The 17161-nt window shown below is 50.1% G+C and carries 9 protein-coding genes; 4 read left to right on the forward strand and 5 right to left on the reverse strand.

Features of this window, described 5'->3' with window-relative positions:
• The first annotated feature begins 125 nt into the window (after positions 1-125).
• The gene (locus ACKGJP_RS10735; RefSeq protein ID WP_409345645.1) at positions 126-1616 is read left to right on the forward strand and encodes an esterase-like activity of phytase family protein; all 1491 of its coding nucleotides are present in this window, start codon (positions 126-128) and stop codon (positions 1614-1616) included.
• 388 nt (positions 1617-2004) lie between these two features.
• Here ACKGJP_RS10735 and ACKGJP_RS10740 read toward each other — a convergent pair whose 3' ends face one another.
• The 5 genes from ACKGJP_RS10740 to ACKGJP_RS10760 form a co-directional block, all read right to left on the reverse strand.
• Positions 2005-2961: an ABC transporter ATP-binding protein gene (locus ACKGJP_RS10740; protein ID WP_409345646.1), complete on the reverse strand. Its 957-nt coding sequence runs from the start codon at positions 2959-2961 to the stop codon at positions 2005-2007.
• The gene (locus ACKGJP_RS10745; RefSeq protein WP_409345647.1) at positions 2954-3982 is read right to left on the reverse strand and encodes an ABC transporter ATP-binding protein; all 1029 of its coding nucleotides are present in this window, start codon (positions 3980-3982) and stop codon (positions 2954-2956) included. Before ACKGJP_RS10745 ends, ACKGJP_RS10740 begins: the two co-directional genes overlap by 8 nt.
• Positions 3983-4071: 89 nt before the next feature.
• Entirely contained in the window at positions 4072-4986 is a 915-nt protein-coding gene (locus ACKGJP_RS10750; RefSeq protein WP_409347129.1) for an ABC transporter permease, read from the reverse strand.
• Between the two features lie 6 nt (positions 4987-4992).
• The gene (locus ACKGJP_RS10755) at positions 4993-5922 is read right to left on the reverse strand and encodes an ABC transporter permease (protein ID WP_409345648.1); all 930 of its coding nucleotides are present in this window, start codon (positions 5920-5922) and stop codon (positions 4993-4995) included.
• 137 nt (positions 5923-6059) lie between these two features.
• Positions 6060-7724: a peptide ABC transporter substrate-binding protein gene (locus ACKGJP_RS10760; RefSeq protein ID WP_409347130.1), complete on the reverse strand. Its 1665-nt coding sequence runs from the start codon at positions 7722-7724 to the stop codon at positions 6060-6062.
• Positions 7725-8498: 774 nt separating this feature from the next.
• On the opposite strand from ACKGJP_RS10760, the gene ACKGJP_RS10765 reads away from it, so the two are divergent.
• The 3 genes from ACKGJP_RS10765 (at position 8499) to ACKGJP_RS10775 (ending at position 17147) form a co-directional block, all read left to right on the forward strand.
• Entirely contained in the window at positions 8499-9611 is a 1113-nt protein-coding gene (locus tag ACKGJP_RS10765) for a hypothetical protein (RefSeq protein ID WP_409345649.1), read from the forward strand.
• A 298-nt stretch (positions 9612-9909) separates the two neighbouring features.
• Positions 9910-11160, forward strand: coding sequence for an S-layer homology domain-containing protein (locus ACKGJP_RS10770; protein ID WP_409345650.1), 1251 nt, complete (start codon positions 9910-9912; stop codon positions 11158-11160).
• Between the two features lie 590 nt (positions 11161-11750).
• Positions 11751-17147 (forward strand): PKD domain-containing protein, encoded by a 5397-nt coding sequence (locus ACKGJP_RS10775; protein ID WP_409345651.1) that lies wholly within the window; start codon positions 11751-11753, stop codon positions 17145-17147.
• Positions 17148-17161 lie beyond the last annotated feature (14 nt).

Raw genomic sequence — 17161 nt, forward strand, 5'->3', positions numbered from 1 at the left:
CAAAATATTCATCCCCCGTTGACACAATGAGAATACGCATCGTCTAAGCTACAGCTATCGGCTTCGTTCGCGGTATGGTTTGGGTCAGGCGGGCGATTACGCAATCGACGGGGGGATTACCGAACATGAAATTATGGAAGCTTCTTCGCAAAAGAAGGATGCTTATAGGCGCTCTTGCGCTGACGATGACGGTAGGAGCGACAGTCGTACAGGCTGCGGACGCGGATAAGATTACGCTGCCGGTTCCGGCAAAGTTTCCGATTTTTAGCGGCGGCAAGCAAGTGAACACAGGCAAAGATCCGGTCGTCATCGACGGCAGCACGTATATTCCGCTGCGTGCCCTAGGCGAAGCGCTCGGCAAGCAAATCGACTGGAACGATTGGGAGCGGACCATTACGCTCAAAAATGCGCCGAAGATCAAGTCGGCCGCCACGTGGAAAAATCCCGGCTCGCTCGGCAAAGGCATCAGCGAAGGCGGCTTCTCCGGTTTGACCCGCATTCCCGGGGACCCGGCCAACGTGTTCTACACGCTGGCTGACCGCGGACCGAACGGACAGGTCGGCAAAGAGAAGCTGCGCACATTCCCGATCGACGATTTTAACCCGCGCATTTACAAAATAAAAGCGGAAGGCGACAGCCTTGAAGTGCTGGAAACGATCAAGCTGCAGCTTCCGGACGGCAAAACGGACGCGGTAACGAAGTCCAAGTATATTACCGGTCTTTCCAATACGGAGGGCGCCGACGAAATTCCTTACGACGAGCTCGGACAAAAGAAGCTTTCTTACGATCCGGACGGCCTCGATCTGGAAGGAATCGCGTACAACCCGAATGACGATACGTTCTGGCTGTCGGACGAATACCGCCCGTCGCTCGTGCAGGTGAAGCGTGACGGAACGGTGTTGAACCGGTTCGTGCCGTTCGGCGCGAAGGCATTGCTGAAGGACGCGCAAATGAACGTCGTCGAGCTGTTCCCGGCTTTTTATAACCAACGGGTGTCCAACCGCGGCTTCGAGGGCGTAACGATAACGCCTGACGGCAAGTATTTGTACGTATCGATTCAAAGTCCTCTTGCGCTGCCGGATCAGAAAACGTCCGACAACTCGCGCAATCTGCGCATCCTCAAAATGGATCTGGCCAAGAAGGAGCTTGTCGGCGAGTACGTCTACTATGCGGAAAATGCGGCTTCGTACGAGGGCATCAAGCAGAAGGATCAGGTCATCAGCGATCTCTACGCGCTTTCCGCGAACGTGCTGCTGGTTGACGAGCGGGATAAAATGGCAGGCAAAGAGGCGCAGGTCAAACGCATTTACAAATCGGATTTCAGCAAAGCGACCAATCTGCTCGGCACCGATTATAGCGCCAATCTCGAAGCAATGCCGCAAGACATGCTTCGTCAGGCAGGCATCGTTCCGGTAACGAAAGAGCTGATCGTCGACTTCGTCAAGCTCGGCTATCCGTATGAGAAGATCGAAGGCATTACGGCTATCGACAAAAGGACGATCGCCATCGTCAACGACAACGACTTCGCCGTCAGCTATGACGAGCAGGGCAAGCTGTCGCTGACCGGCACGCCGACGCAGCTGCATGTGGTGGAGCTGCAGGAGGATTTGTATTAGGGGAGGGGAGCCTATCCGGAAGCGGGTGGGCTTTTTTTATGAGGGGATAACAGCGAATGGCATAAGAATGATAAGCTATTCCAGCAGGGGTATCTCCTTACGGTCACTCTTGCACTCAGGAAATATTGAATTATAACCAAAGGTTATTTCCTGATTACAAAGGCGAACGCTACCGCTCCTCCAAGAGATACCCACCACCTCCATAGCACATCATTCTTCATCCAATGCATAAAAAGAGCCCATCCCTAAACGGATAGACTCCTGTTAGGGAGTAGAAAGAAAAAGAGCCTTATCCAACCGTTAGTGGGTCGGATAAGGCTGTTTTTCTAGAGTCCTCGATTACTTGGACCCCAATAATTTGACTAAGCTTTTCGCCATTTAGTGGGGACTAGTACAAATGACAAGCCGCGAAATGTCCCGGTTCGATTTCGTTCAGCTTCGGAACGACCGCCGCGCAAACGTCCATCGCATGCGGACAGCGCGTGCGGAACGGGCAGCCGCTCGGCGGGTTGAGCGGGCTCGGGATTTCGCCCTGCAAAATAATCCGCTCGCGCGTGCGCTCGACCTCCGGATCCGGAATCGGTATCGCCGACAGCAGCGACTGCGTATACGGATGCAGCGGTTTGGCATAAAGCTGGCTCGACGAGGTGACTTCGACAAGCTTGCCGAGGTACATGACGCCGATCCGGTCGGAAATATGCTTGACCATCGCAAGGTCGTGGGCTATGAACAAATACGTTAGCCCATGTTCCTTTTGCAGCTTCATGAACAGATTGACGACCTGCGCTTGCACCGAAACGTCAAGCGCCGAAATCGGTTCATCCGCGATAATGAACTCCGGCTCGATGGCAAGCGCGCGGGCAATACCGATCCGCTGCCGCTGTCCCCCCGAAAATTCGTGCGGAAACCGGTTTGCGTGCTCCTCGTTCAACCCGACCGCTTGCAGCAGCTCGCTGATGCGCGCTTTGCGTTTTTTGCCGGCGTACAGGCCGTGAATGTCGATGCCTTCGGCAATGATATTGCCCACTGTCATGCGCGGATTGAGCGAAGCATAAGGATCTTGGAACACCATCTGCATGTTGCGGTTGAAATGCTTCAGTTCCTTGCCTTTCATTTGATGAACGTTCTTGCCCTTAAACAGAACTTCTCCGCCTGTCGCTTCATACAGATTGATGATCGTACGGCCCGCAGTCGACTTCCCGCAGCCGGATTCGCCGACAAGTCCGAACGTTTCGCCGCGCTTGATCGCGAACGACAGATCCTCGACGGCCTTCAGCGTGTGGCCGGAGCCTACGCGAAAATGCTTTTGCAAATGATTGACTTCAAGAATAGGTTGTTCAGCCATGTGCTTGTCCCCCCACTTCCAGCGGCCGATCCACTTTAGGCGCATCAGGATGCAGCAGCCAGCAAGCTGCGCTGTGACGTTCGGAAATCGGCGTATGCACCGGATCGTTGTCCTTGCAAACCTGCATCGCGTGCGGGCATCTTGCGGCAAAGCTGCATCCTTTCGGCGGCGCGAACAAGTCGGGCGGCGAGCCTGGAATCGGCGTCAGCTCGCTTTTGCTGTCGCTGTCCAGGCGCGGTACGGAACGCAAGAGTCCCCATGTATAAGGGTGACGGGAATGGTAGAAAATGTCCTCTAGCGTGCCTTGCTCGACGACCTTGCCCGCATACATGACCACGACGCGCTGCGCAATGTCGGCAACGACGCCAAGATCATGCGTAATAATGATGATCGCGGTATCGGTTTTGGCTTGGATATGCTTCATCAGGTCTAGAATTTGCGCTTGTATCGTCACATCGAGAGCGGTTGTCGGCTCGTCCGCGATTAGAAGCTTCGGATTGCAGGCAAGCGCAATGGCGATCATGACCCGCTGGCGCATCCCCCCGGACATTTCATGTGGATATTGATGAATGCGGCCTTCCGGATTGGACATGCCGACGAGCTTGAGCATTTCGATCGCACGTGCAGCTGCTTCTTTTTTGCCCATATTTTGATGTTTGACCAAGCCTTCGGTAATTTGGGCGCCGACTGTCATAGTCGGGTTGAGCGACGTCATCGGGTCTTGAAATATCATCCCCATTTCCGAGCCGCGAAGCTTTTCCATCGCCTTATCGGACATGCGGGAAATTTCATGCTTGCCGTCAAAACGGATCGAGCCGTCTTTAATGAAGCTCGGCGGCGTCGGGATCAGACGCATAATCGTTTGCGCCGTAACGGATTTGCCGCAGCCCGATTCGCCGACGATGGCGAGAACCTCGCCTTTATCTAAATGAAAAGAGACGCCGCGAACCGCGTGAATCTCTCCGACATATGTTTTGAACGATACTCTGAGATTATCGACATCCAAAATGCGAGTTGTCATCGGACTCCCTCCTTAATGGCCCCCCAAAAGTGATGAGATGCTTTCGTAACGTATTCCGATTAGCTTCGGGGATCCCGAATGCCTATCCTTTATTTGCGCATCTTCGGATCCAGCGCATCGCGCAGCCCGTCGCCCAGCAGATTGAAGCTAAGCAGAATCAAGCTGAACACTGCGGTAGGGAAAAGCAAACGATGCGGGTGATAACGCATGTAGTTCGCGCCGTCGCTCAAGAGCGTGCCCAGCGAGGCAAGCGGCGGTCTGATTCCCAAACCGACGAAGCTGAGGAACGCTTCCACGAAGATCGCGCCAGGCACGACGAACGTGATTTGTACGACGATGATGCCGAGCGCGTTCGGGATCAAGTGCTTGGCGATGATCCGGAAGCCGTTCGCCCCGAGCGTACGGGAGGCGAGTACGTATTCCTGCTCCTTCAGCGTCAAGATTTGACCTCTGACAAGACGCGCCATCGGCACCCAGCCGGTTATCGTATAAGCGATGATGATCGTCCATATACCCGGACCGATAATCATGATCATGAGAATCGTAATGAGCAAGAACGGCACGGCGTAGACGATTTCGATAAAACGCTGCATGATGTCGTCGATTCGTCCCCCGTAGTAAGCGGAAATGCCGCCGTACAGAACGCCCACGATCAGATCGATCAGAGCGGCGGTGATGCCGATAAAGAGCGAAATGCGGGTTCCCCACCAGACCCGGGTCCACAGGTCGCGGCCGAAATCGTCCGTTCCGAAAAAGTGATCCCCCGACGGACGCTGATTTTTCATCGTAAGATCCTGCGTTTGGTAATCGTATGCCGAGAAGAGCGGCGCAAAAACCGCAAGCAGCACCAGCAGGATCAATATGATCAGTCCGGCCATCGCCAGACGGTTTTTCTTAAGCCGCCGCCACGCATCCTGCCAATAAGTCAAGGAAGGCCTTACGATGGCTTCCGATCGAATTTCTTTTTCCAATGGCTGAAACTGGTCTTTGGATACGGTATCCATCATGGGTTACCTCCCTTTCCCCAAGCGTATGCGCGGATCGATAATGCCGTATAAAATATCCGTTATGAACAGAACGACAACGAGAATGACCGAGTAAAAAATCGTTAATCCGGCAATCATCGTATAATCGTTCGAGTAAACCGAGGTAACGAACTGCTTGCCCAAACCGGGAACGGCGAAAATTTGTTCGACGACGAGCGTTCCGGTAATGACATTGACGAAAATCGGGCCGAGAATCGTCACGACGGGCAGTATCGCGTTTCTCAGCGTATGCTTCCATACGATCGAGCCTCGCGTCAATCCTTTGGCTCTTGCTGTTTTCATATAATCCTGATTCAATACGTCAAGCATGGATGTCCGCATCATCCTCGCCAAAATGGCGATCGTCCCGAAGGAAAGCGTCAACGCGGGCAAAATGCGATGCTCCGGCGTCGTCCAGAGTGCGGCGGGCAATACTTTCCAATGAACGGCAAATAACCATGCAAGCAGCGGTCCCAATACGAAGGAAGGAATGGACACGCCCAAAACAGCGATAAACATGGCGGTGTAGTCAAGCGACTTGTTATGATTCAATGCGGCGATCAAACCGAGCACAAGCCCGACGGCGATCGCAAAAACGAGTGAAATCATCCCCAGCTCCAGCGAGACCGGAAAGCCCTGGGCGATAATTTCGGTAACGTGACGCGTCGGAAACTGGAACGATACGCCCAAATCCCCGTGCAAAATATCGTTCATAAATTTCAAATATTGCTGCCAAATCGGCTTGTCCAAGCCGTACTGCTGAATCAACAGCATTTTATTTTCCGGCGAAAGCTTTTGGGAGGCTTCTCCGAACGGATCGCCTGGCAAGTTTTTCATCAGAACAAAAGTTAAAGTGGCGATTAGCCAAAGTGTAATGAGCATGTACACTAAACGTCGAATGGTAAACTTCAGCATCGGGTCACCTCCTAAAAAACTTCCGTGAGCAAATCTAGGCGTATAACATGCTGCGCTTCATAGGCCGATTTACAAAAAGAGCCGTTCTACGTATGAGCTAGAACGGCTCCACTGTTTTTACTTTTACGCAAACCGTGTTACTTGATGGAAGTCCAGCGCAGCTCCCACTCGGGACCGAATGGAGGCAGGATCAAGTTTTGCACGTTCGGACGAAGCGCATAAGGTCTGGAACGGAAGTAAATCGGTGCGACGCCGGCTTCGTCAAGCAAAATTTTCTCCGCATCCGCGAGAAGCTTTGCACGATCGGCCGGTTTGATTTCCTTGTCCGCTTTTTTGATAAGCTCGTCGTACTGTTTATTCACCCATTGGCCGCGGTTGAACGGATTGTCCGACAGGAACATGTCGAGGAACGTCATCGGATCGTTGTAATCCGCGCCCCAAAGCGAGAGCACAACGTCGAACTCATGCTTCTCCGAACGGTCCAAGCGCAGTTTATGCGGTATGGGTTCGGTTATCGCGTCGACGCCAAGGTTTTTGCGCCATTGCTCGATGATGAATTCGAGCGATTTTTTGGACGTTTCGGTATCGTCGCCCAGCAGCTTGATTTGCGGAAGTGCCGCCATATTCAGTTCTTTCAATCCGTCCTGCAGCAGCTGCTTGGCTTTGGCTGCATCGAACGGAGCTTGCACGTTGTTTTTGGCCGTTACCGTACGGAATTCGTTGCCGTTACCGTCAGACGTCCCTCCGGGAACAAGACCCGTGGATGGAACGGAGCCGTTGCTGATTACCGTATCCACGAAACCTTTGCGGTCGATCGCCATGCTGAGCGCCGCGCGTACCTTTGCGTTCGCGAAAGCCGGAACCTTTTTCTCCTGGAACTCCAAATAAACGTTCGTCAGTTCTTTTTTGATCGTCAAATCCGGCTTGCCTTGATAGGCTTGGTATTGATCGCCCTTCAGCTCAGACAGGTCGGCTTGGCCGGTTTCGTACAGGTTCAACCCGGAGTTCGTGTCTTTTACAATGTTAACCGTGATTTTTTCCAGTTTGACGTTGGCGGCATCCCAGTACTTATCGTTTTTGACAAGCTCGAGGGATTGCTCATGGTTCCATTTTGTCAACTTGTAAGGACCGGCGCCGATCACTTTATCCGCATCCGCACCGTTTTTCTCGCCAAGAGGCTTCACGAACGACTCCTTTTGCGGGAAGTAGTTGAGGAAAGCGAGAATTTCCGTAAAGAAAGCGACAGGCTTTTCCAGCGTGATTTCAAGCGTTTTGTCGTCTTTCGCTACAGCGCCGAGCTCTTTTTTCTTCGCTTCGATTTCTTCCGGCGTTTTGGCTTTCATGATGGCGTCGCCGCCTTTAATCCAGGCGATCACGAAGGCGTACTCCGCTTTCGTAGTCGGGTCCAGCGTCCGCTGGAACGAATAGACGAAATCGTTAGCCGTCACCGGCGTGCCGTCCGACCAGTTTGCGTCGCGAAGCGTAATCGTGTAAGTCAAGCCGTCAGCGGATACTTTCGGCATATCTTTTGCAAGACCGGGCGTAGGTTTGCCGTCTTTATCAAGACGATACAGTCCTTCATGCACCGCGTTCAAAATGTTGAAGGAAGCGGCTGCGGAAGCTTTGGACACATCAAGCGCAGGCGGTTCTGCGGCGAAGTTGATTTTCAGTTCCTGCGCTGCGGTACTTCCGCCCGTGCCGGTGCCAGGCGTCTGTGTTTCGTCTTTCTTTCCGCAACCGATGGCTGCAGTCCCGACAAGCGAGAGCACCAATGCGGTTGACATGACTTTTCTCAAGGTCATCACTGTGTGTTGCCTCCCCTAATTTGTATAGAGCGTGTTTTTCTGAACACACTTATGAGCACGATGTTGTGTTTTAGGCATATATGTAAGTGCTTTCACATCATCGACACTTTTGATTATACAACCGTCGGATAATAAAATCTCGTAGTAAATATTACATAAAACCTTTAACAAATAAGGAATGATTGTAAGGTCAGTTTCGTAAAAATGGAAAAAAATATAAATATAATAGTGAAGAAGTCCGATGTTTGAGAAAAGTCGGAAACTAAGGTTCATCAGCGGTTCCGATGGATTATCTTCCTTTTTTTAGACTCCCAAGAAGGGGAAGAAATTATTCGAATTTCTTGGTAGGAAGTAACATACAACAGGGAGAGCGGAGCGTTTATAAAGGGAACCGAAGAGAGCAGCGGACATTTTTTGGACACCGATACCGACCTAAATGAAAATGAATATCATTCTTGACAGCGGATGCGAATAACGCTACAATGAAGAAGACTCGTCAAGAAGTGAACAAACCAAGCTTGACGACATAATGTATTGTTACAAACTCTCATCGAAACCTGTTAGCCTGCCGAGTTCCTCCCTCATCCTCACGGCGGCGTTAACGTTTGGTGAGATTTTTTTTGTTTTCCTGAGCTTTCTTGCGCTATAACGTGAAAAAAGATTGTTTTTTACAAAATGTGCTGGAAACCTTTTGAAAGCGAATGATATAGTGGAAGTACAAGGTTTTTCCTTGATGCGAGTTATGGCGGAGAGAGAATGGGAGGCGTACAAATGGGATTCTTAGGGGCTATGATCGTCATTGCGGCAATAGTCATTGTTATTTATTTGGTTAGCCAAAGCTCGAAGGGAAGCTCGCCGAAGCGGCCGCGCGGCGGCACGAGTCGGAGAAGAGTTGATTACGGGGCAATCAGTCTTCCGTTAACGCTGGGCATTCGTCCGCATATTCCGCTTGATGATTTGGAGCGTAGGTTGAATAAGGCGTTGTCGCCGGCTTTTCAAGAGAAACTGAAAATGCGCCATCTGCAGGCTCGTCCCGGGATGAGTGACGCGGAATACGAGTGGAAGCTGTTTGAGCTTAAGCGATATTTTGTCATGTGCGCGGTGATGCGGAATGTGCCGATGTTTAGCGCGGCGGTTGACGATATTTGGCATGACATGCTTATGTTTACCCGAGAATATCAACGATTTTGCGATGAATGGATTGGGACGACGATCCATCATGCGCCGCATACGAACGTACAGCCGATGCCGGGAGAGCGGGCATGGTTCGATTGGGTGTACAGTCAATTGTTCGAGCCGACACCGTTCAGCGGATCTATATGGAACGCTTTCTTCCGCAATCCGCTGCCAAAACCGCTCTTGGAACAGTTGCGACATGATTCGAGAGAGCAATTGATGGATAAATTATTTAATCGTGAAGCGGCAAGCAAATATGAGGAGATCAAGGAAACGATCGAGCAGTTGATCGATTCCACGAAGGAGCATGTACAGCGTGCTTACGATCAAAGCCCGGATAACGGCTATGACCATAACCAGTCGGATACTCGGGACCGCGAGCAAGACAGAGGGTCGTTCGGCGCAACCGACGCCATGATGGTCATGGCAGGCAGCATGCTGTTGTATTCGATGCTTGATCAAACATTGTTCGAAGATCGGATGCAGGCGCAGGCGGAAGAAATACAAGAGCAAGCCGAAGAAGAGGATCAACGCAACGGCGGCGATTCAGGCGGAGCGGCATGCGGATACAGTGATTCCTCCTATAACTCGGACAGCGATTCTTCCGACGGCGGAGGCGGAGGAGATAGCGGTGGAAGTGACGGCGGAGGCGGTTCGTCTTGTTCTTCGTCAAGCTGCGGCAGCGGCTGCGGTGGCGGAGGCGATTAGCTTTTTATCGCAATTCTTTTCCAGATACTTGAAATCATAACGAATCCGTCGTATAGTACTAGTAACAGTTTGATAAATGAGAGACAAAGAACTCGGAACGGAAGCACCGTCCGGTTACGCGAAATGCGTACCGGGCGGTTTTTTTTGTTGCAAAATCTGACAAAGATGGACAACCGCAGCCCGGTTTGGGCTGTCTTGTATAGGGAAGAGGACCTAGTGTCGAGTAGTCGTGAAAGACCAAGAATATGTGAGCTCGTGAGCAATGGAATTGATTGATAGGAAGAAAGGGAGTCGTAAAATGTTGAAAAGAATTGGAAAAGCTCTTTTGATTGCATGTATGCTTGTTACCGGATTTGGAAGTGTTTCAACGGCGGTTAAGGCGGAAGGCCGGACCGGATTTACGGATATTGACGGGCACTGGGCGGCTGACTGGATTGGGAAAGCAAATGCAGCCAACCTGTTAGAAGGATATGAAGACGGTACGTTTCGCCCTGACGGAAGCGTAACGCGGGCTGAATTTGCCGCTTTCTTGAGTAGAACGACGAAGCGGCAGACCGCGCCGAATGCCGAACAAGCCTCAACATTTGGCGATATTAACGGACATTGGAGCAAGGCGGTTGTAAATAAAGCGATGGCACTTGGTTTTATCAATGCGTCCGACTATGTAAACGGCTTTGAACCGGATAAACCGTTAACACGTTATGAAATGGCTAAATGGATGGCAAACGGTCTTGCCCATGCAGATGGGGACTATAAACAAGCGCTGGCGGATACAAAAGGGACGCTGCTGCCTATTCCTGAGTATTATACCGGCGGAATTGAACAGGAGCAGATTCCGTATGTTGCTCTTGTTATGGGAACCGGACTGATGGAAGGCTTCGAGGATGGTTCGTTTCGATTAACCAAAACGACGACACGCGCAGAAGTATGTGTCTTGCTGCAGCGATACTTGAACGTGGAAAGCAAGAAAGCAAGCGAGTTTTTGGGGTTGAAAGAGCTGCGAGAAGTTGGTACGACAGGAACGAACTTGTTGAGTTTGACGAAGTATACGTATGGGAAAGACCTAAATAAGAATATAGCTTCCTTTGACAAAATTGTCGGTAAACCGATTACGATGCGGAATGGAATCGGCACGCTGAAAATAAAGAGATTAATAGTTGTTGATGCAAGTAGTACTTCTGATTTTAAAGGTCTATATGGTTCGATGTTTATTGATAGCAAATTCAATGATATCTACAACGATTATTACAATATCTTCATTGAAATGTCATTCACTCCCTTGATAGATGGCATGGATATTCTTGGGTTTAGCAATGGTACTTCATCAGCAATTACTAATGGATACAGAATAGAAAACAGTAGTTTGGATAGGTATGGCATAACGACGCTCCCCTTCACAAACGTCAGTCAATTTTTTGAAAAAGGGATAGAAAAAAACATTTGGGTCTGCAATAAAATTGCAAGAAAAGTGAGACCCCAAGAAAATCTTGTTTTATATTCTGCCATTGCCGATACGGGTTCAGAGACAAATATTTTACTCATTAAATAGCCTTGGTAGGGGGCAACAAGTTGCGCAAGATTCTCCATTCTTTACTTATAATTTTACTCTTAATGGAGCTATTATCGGATTCATTTGGCTTGCTTTCTTTTGCGGATTCCACTCCTTCACCATCACCTTCACCAAATACGAGCGTTCAAACGGTTAATAGAGACGTTAATTCCAATGACGTAGATGCAACACCAGGTCAATATTGGTATCAAGAAGAAGACCGCAGCTGGACAGCCATTACTAATACAGGTACATATCATGCACACAACGTTATGGATATCCACAATCGTTCCGTTCCAGCTGATACAATTATGGATGACGAAGTAGATGCTTCTAATTGGAGTGCAACGAGTTTCTCTGATACTTCCGGAAACAAATATTTACCTTCTGAAGTAAAAAACATTAAACTGAACCCGAATGTAATCTGGAACTCTAAAAGTTCATTCGAAGGACTGGATATTTACGTTTCCGATGATACTCACATTTATGTCAAAAACAAAACGGGCGCTAACTTTACAAACACAACGTATGAAGCATTCGAGACCGGACTAGATGGGAAACCCAAATACAAAACAATGTATTTAACCCCCATGATCATTCAGTGGAAAGGCACCGTAGAACAAACCAAAGAAATCAAAGTCGGCGAGGATTCTACCATCAACCTTGGAGGTACCAAACAATATACGGCAGAAGTCCATATGAAAGACTTCGGTTCGCCGTGGTGGGGAAGCTGGGATAATGTTTCGGCTGCTAGCGAGACTACGTGGACATCCGAGAATGGCAGTATAGCAACCGTCAGCAGTACTGGGGTTGTTACCGGCAAAAAAGCGGGTACGACGACGATACGGGCTGTTTGGAAGAGTGGTCCCTATGAGTTAACGGATACCGCAACCGTAACGGTTGGCAGTGGCCCGACTTCATCTCCAACTCCAACCCCAACAGCCAGCCCAACGCCTACACCAACGCCGACCAACAGCTATGATTTTACCGTGACGTCTCCGGTCAATTTTCGCGATCCGATTACGCTGCATCCGATCATTTCGACAACTAGCTGCTCGTACCAATCGCACACGTTTCGGGTGATCAAGGGGAGTACGTGGGAATCGTCCGTTGCTACAAGCCGAACGCAGGATACGATCATTGGCTATCCGTATCCCGTCCCTATCGGGAAAGGCACGCATCAAGTCTATATGGATGTAAAGACGAGCTGTGGGACGACAACGGTAGGCCCTAAACCGCTTCAAATTGTGGATACTGGCGGAAACCAGCCTCCGTTCGTTGAGATTGCCTGGTTCGAAAAAGGTACGGATACCCCTACTCATTCGGTCCTGCAAAATACCGTTGTCGATCTTGGTATCGTTCGCTATAGCGATCCCGACGGGGATCCCGTTATCCAGAATAACGGTTGGGATTTCAACCGAGATTCATTTTGGGTACGCAGCTTGCCGGGGAAGTACAGCTTGAATACACAGTGGGCCTACCGTTATGACGCTTTACTGGCAGATATTCCTGGCAACCATACCGTTTATTTAACGGTAACGGACGGCCAAGGCGGCGAGTATACGGCATCGACCACGCTGCAAGTTATCGATCCGAAGCCGCTTGCGTGTATTGAAGGGCCAAAACGAATTGTCGAAAAACGGCCTCTGCCATACCCTCTCGCATCATGCTCGTCAAGTCCGGTCAACTCGCCGATTGTTGAAGAAAGTTGGACGAATAAGCAAGACCATTATGATAACGTTGGCTTCGAAACGGTGAAGCTGAAAGTCCGAGATGCCGGCGGCAGATGGTCGGATGATGCGAGCCATATTATTGAAGTTATTCCAGATATGCCGCCTCTAGCCAAGCTTGCCGTTCCCGGACAAAGCACTAGGGGGAACGAGATAACCGTAAACAGCATGGCAGCGAGTCCCGACGGGGACACAATCGTTAAGCATCGGTACGAGTATAAATACGATAGCTCCAACAACGGATTCATGGATGATAATTGGATTTTTATCGATGAAGGAGCGATGACAGGAGCCTCGATCGTACCGGATAAGGTGGGGAAATACCTATTCCGTGAAACCGTTTGGGAGGATTACGGCAAATCGGATAATACGGATAATGAAAATCAACATGCATACATAACCGATGTCGTAAACCTGGCGCCAGTCGTCGATGTAAAAACAAGCGGACAAACGAATACGCCAAAAGACATAAGCGCCTATGGGATGTCGGACATTTATGACTACTGGAATTTCCAATCGACATACGGGGGAGCTTCGAATAAGAAAAACTGGAAGCTAGATCCGAACGGCTTGCAAACCAAAACGTTTCGTTCCGTCAATTATTTCGGTACTTCGAATTACGGACTAGGCGACGGCAAAAGGAGCTACTACGCCGGTATCCAAGGCAATACGGTAACAAGGACGACGGTTACTATCCCGATCACCATGTTTAGTGATCATTCAACACTGTACAATTACGAAGGTTCTTCGAGCGGATTAACCATTAAAGCAACCGACAAGCAAAGTCTTTCGCTGAAATGGGAGATGACCTATAACAGTATCCCTTTCGGGAATGCCGGACACAGTCTTTCCATTGTTGACGGTACACTTTACGTATTTATGTCTTCCACCCTTACGGGCAGTCAACTATCGGCTATAAATCCAATCGACGGCACGCTAAAATGGCAGAAATCAATCGGCATTTCCGTAACAAACCCGCTCTATCATTCAATCAACGTTTACCCGCATAAGGACGGTTTTGTGTTTGTGGCATTGAACTCCGGCTCCGACTCCACTTATGTTTTTAGAATGATGGGGACAAACAAAGAAGGAGATACGTTGTGGAGCTACGATTGGCAGTATCAGCCTTACGCCCTAAGAATTGTTGCCGTTGCACCCGAAACCGGAGTCATTTATGCTGTACCTCGAACTACGCCTTACGATCACGCTACAGAATCGTTTACGATGAAAGGCTATAGCGCGGCAACGGGGGTCGAATTATTCAATACGTGGTATGGCCAAGCGGCATCCCTTCTTGGATATGACGACAATGGAAACCCTATTTTTTCTTACGCTTCAAAATGGTTTGAATCCACATACCCTCCCCGTCAAGCGGATATTTATATCGGTAAGATGAACAGGTATGGGGTTTTGTCCGAAACACGTAAACTAGCTATTCCGATGGACACAAATAGCTATCTGTACAGTCATCAAGTATCTGCAACCGTAAGAGCAGTGGATAAGCAAGGAAGAACGTATATTACGCGTCAATACCCGGAGTATCAATCGGAAGGCGGCGGCAGCGCGCTAGACATCTTTGCGCCTGACGGAAGCCTCATTAAAACAGTGAAACAGTATTATTACAATTACGGTTCCCTAATCATGACGGCAGACGGACTACTAACGGTTAGAAGCAACTACATCGGAGGCGGAGCAAGCAGAATTCAAGTGCTCAATCAAAATCTCGATGTCATCTCAACCTTTTATGGCGGATCGAACGGTTATGGTTTACAGTTTCTCGACGACCAGAAAATACTGTCGGACGATCAATTAATCGACGGTTCCGCCAACCCGATAACCTACCCGAAAGCTTTCGAAGCGGGAACGCCATTTTCGGATCTTTGGTTTGGAGGAAGCTGGCTATCGAGTGAAACGGTAAACCTGAATCTGAAGCCAGCGAACGTCTCGAATGAGAGTATAGGCATGGTATTTTGGGTTCAAAACGCACTTAACTTTTACAGTGTGGAATTTGAAAATGGCATGCTTCGTTTCAAGCGAACAGCAGGCGGCAGCTCTGCGATAATTCGAGAAGCGGCTTATCCGATCGTCAACAACAATGCATATCGAGTCAAAGTCAGTCGCACCGGAAACGACTTCGCCGTCTATGTGAACGATATTTATCAATTTTCGGCAGCGGAAGGCTGGTGGGGCGGAGGTTATCTAGGAATTGTGAACAGGGGACAACAAGGCGTGCAGTTCTCTAGCATGTCTTATGAATCGGGAGGCGGCATGACCGGCAGCATAAGCGGTATCGCACTAGTCAATAAGCCGATTATTTATGATGTCGATTTTATGGATCCGGAGAACGACCCGCGGCTTATGCAAGCGGAGAATTGGATGTACAATCACGATCCGGGAGTTTTTATGAATCCGGAAGGAAGCTGGTCGGGGAGCGGCGTCAGTTTTCCAAGCGCGGTTGGCTCCTTCCCCAAACCGGGCGAGTATACCTTTACATTCCGTTCGAAGGATGACCCGAATTCAACGTTTCTGCATCCCTCGATGGTGTTTGACGGCTATAGGCAATGGTCAAATCCGGTAACGGGCAAGTTTCGCGTACATCGTCCTCCGGTTGCGCAGTTCACCGTAAATGTGAATAGTGACCATTCACTTTCCTATCTAGATACGTCGTATGATCCGGATCGCTATGTTAATGACTGGACCTATTCCACAGAGCCGACCGGTATTGATTACCGAGCAACTCGCGGGGTAATGGAACGAAAATGGAGGTATAAGAAAGCGACGGATTCCGGCTATACGGATGGCAAGCTGCTTTTTCCGCCTGCTGCGGGTACTTGGGACATCCAGCTAGCCGTCAAGGACGAGTACGGAGCTTGGAGTGAGTGGTACGGTCAAAGCGTTATGACCGGAGGAAGCTCCCGGCCCAATAGCCCGCCAGTCGCGGTTCTGACCTACCCGACAGGTACGCAAAACACCCCGACTCAAACCAATGTCGCACGGCCAACGATAACGTGGAACCAAACGGACCCCGATCCGGGAACCGAATTCGCTGCCTATCATGTTTTGGTGAAGGATGAAGAGGGGAATGGGTTCATCGATACGGGAACCGTTCTTCAGGGAACTACGGCCGCTACACAGCAATGGGTGTTTAATCGGGATGTCGTACAAGGACATAAATATCAAGTCATGGTTCGCGTTAATGACGGACAGGACTGGTCACCATGGTCCAATATAGGCTGGTTTGGAACGAATCGGCCTCCGGAAGCCTTTTTAAGCTTTCCTTGGGGAACACAAGCAGTTCCTAATGTAGTTGCGACCACACGTCCGACGATTGCTTGGCTGCAGGCGGATCCGGATAGCGGAACGAGCTTCCGGATGTTCCAAGTCGAAGTAGCGAATGAAGCCGGCACGGTTATTTTGGACAGCGGCTGGCAATGGCAGGGAACGGCTTCGAACCAAGGAAGCTGGAATGTGAGCAAAAATCTGCCGGCCGGGCTGAAGCTGTCCGTACGGGTTCGGGTAACCGACAATTTTGATGCCGCATCGGCTTGGTCTCCGCCAGGTTGGCTTCTCATTAATCGTCCTCCAGTAGCGAACTTTGATTGGAGTCCGAAGCCTCTTTGGGAAGGCGATACGGTGCGCGTCGTCAATCTGTCGACCGATCCGGATAACGACACACTCCGTTACGTTTGGGACATTCGGCAGCCGGACGGAAGCTCGTTCTCCAGCACGGATACCGAATGGAGCAGAAGATGGTTGCTAACCGGCGCCTATCGGGTGACGTTGACGGCAAACGATGTCCACGGAGCTTCGTCATCCGTTACGAAAACGATTCAGGTTGACCCGCTGACCATTCGATCCGATGTCGCCCATACGTCCCAGTGGCTGGAAAATCATGAAGCGAAGGGGCATAATACGACGGCAAGGCCAAAAGATTTTTACTCCGGCGAAGTTTTCCTTGTAGAGACAAACAGCTCACCGGCACCCGTTGTCGAAGCTTCCGCATGGATCGATGCTATCGGGATGGATGGCAGCCCGCTATACGTGAGAACTGTACTGACGGTGGGTAGTGCCCATACGCATTTTACCGGGCAGCTGTTCGATGAGCGGATGCAGTCGGTTACGGAAGGGCTGCCGGAAGGCATACATACGGTTTATTTCCGTATTGTTTACGGCAACGGCGTTACGAAGGAAGAAGAGGTGCCGATACGGATCATTGGCAGCATACATGTGTTCACGGGTGTTCATCGGATGCAGTAAAACAAGAAGCCGCT

The organism is Paenibacillus litoralis (assembly GCF_046244365.1).
Classification (GTDB): Bacteria; Bacillota; Bacilli; order Paenibacillales; family NBRC-103111; genus Paenibacillus_V.

Excerpts from the sequence above, each read along its gene's own strand:
- ACKGJP_RS10775 (WP_409345651.1), top strand. The coding sequence starts at position 11,751 with ATGATCATTCAGTGGAAAGGCACCGTAGAACAAACCAAAGAAATCAAA.
- ACKGJP_RS10745 (WP_409345647.1), bottom strand. The coding sequence starts at position 3,982 with ATGACAACTCGCATTTTGGATGTCGATAATCTCAGAGTATCGTTCAAA.
- ACKGJP_RS10740 (WP_409345646.1), bottom strand. The coding sequence starts at position 2,961 with ATGGCTGAACAACCTATTCTTGAAGTCAATCATTTGCAAAAGCATTTT.
- ACKGJP_RS10770 (WP_409345650.1), top strand. The coding sequence starts at position 9,910 with ATGTTGAAAAGAATTGGAAAAGCTCTTTTGATTGCATGTATGCTTGTT.
- ACKGJP_RS10760 (WP_409347130.1), bottom strand. The coding sequence starts at position 7,724 with ATGACCTTGAGAAAAGTCATGTCAACCGCATTGGTGCTCTCGCTTGTC.
- ACKGJP_RS10765 (WP_409345649.1), top strand. The coding sequence starts at position 8,499 with ATGGGATTCTTAGGGGCTATGATCGTCATTGCGGCAATAGTCATTGTT.
- ACKGJP_RS10755 (WP_409345648.1), bottom strand. The coding sequence starts at position 5,922 with ATGCTGAAGTTTACCATTCGACGTTTAGTGTACATGCTCATTACACTT.
- ACKGJP_RS10735 (WP_409345645.1), top strand. The coding sequence starts at position 126 with ATGAAATTATGGAAGCTTCTTCGCAAAAGAAGGATGCTTATAGGCGCT.
- ACKGJP_RS10750 (WP_409347129.1), bottom strand. The coding sequence starts at position 4,986 with ATGGATACCGTATCCAAAGACCAGTTTCAGCCATTGGAAAAAGAAATT.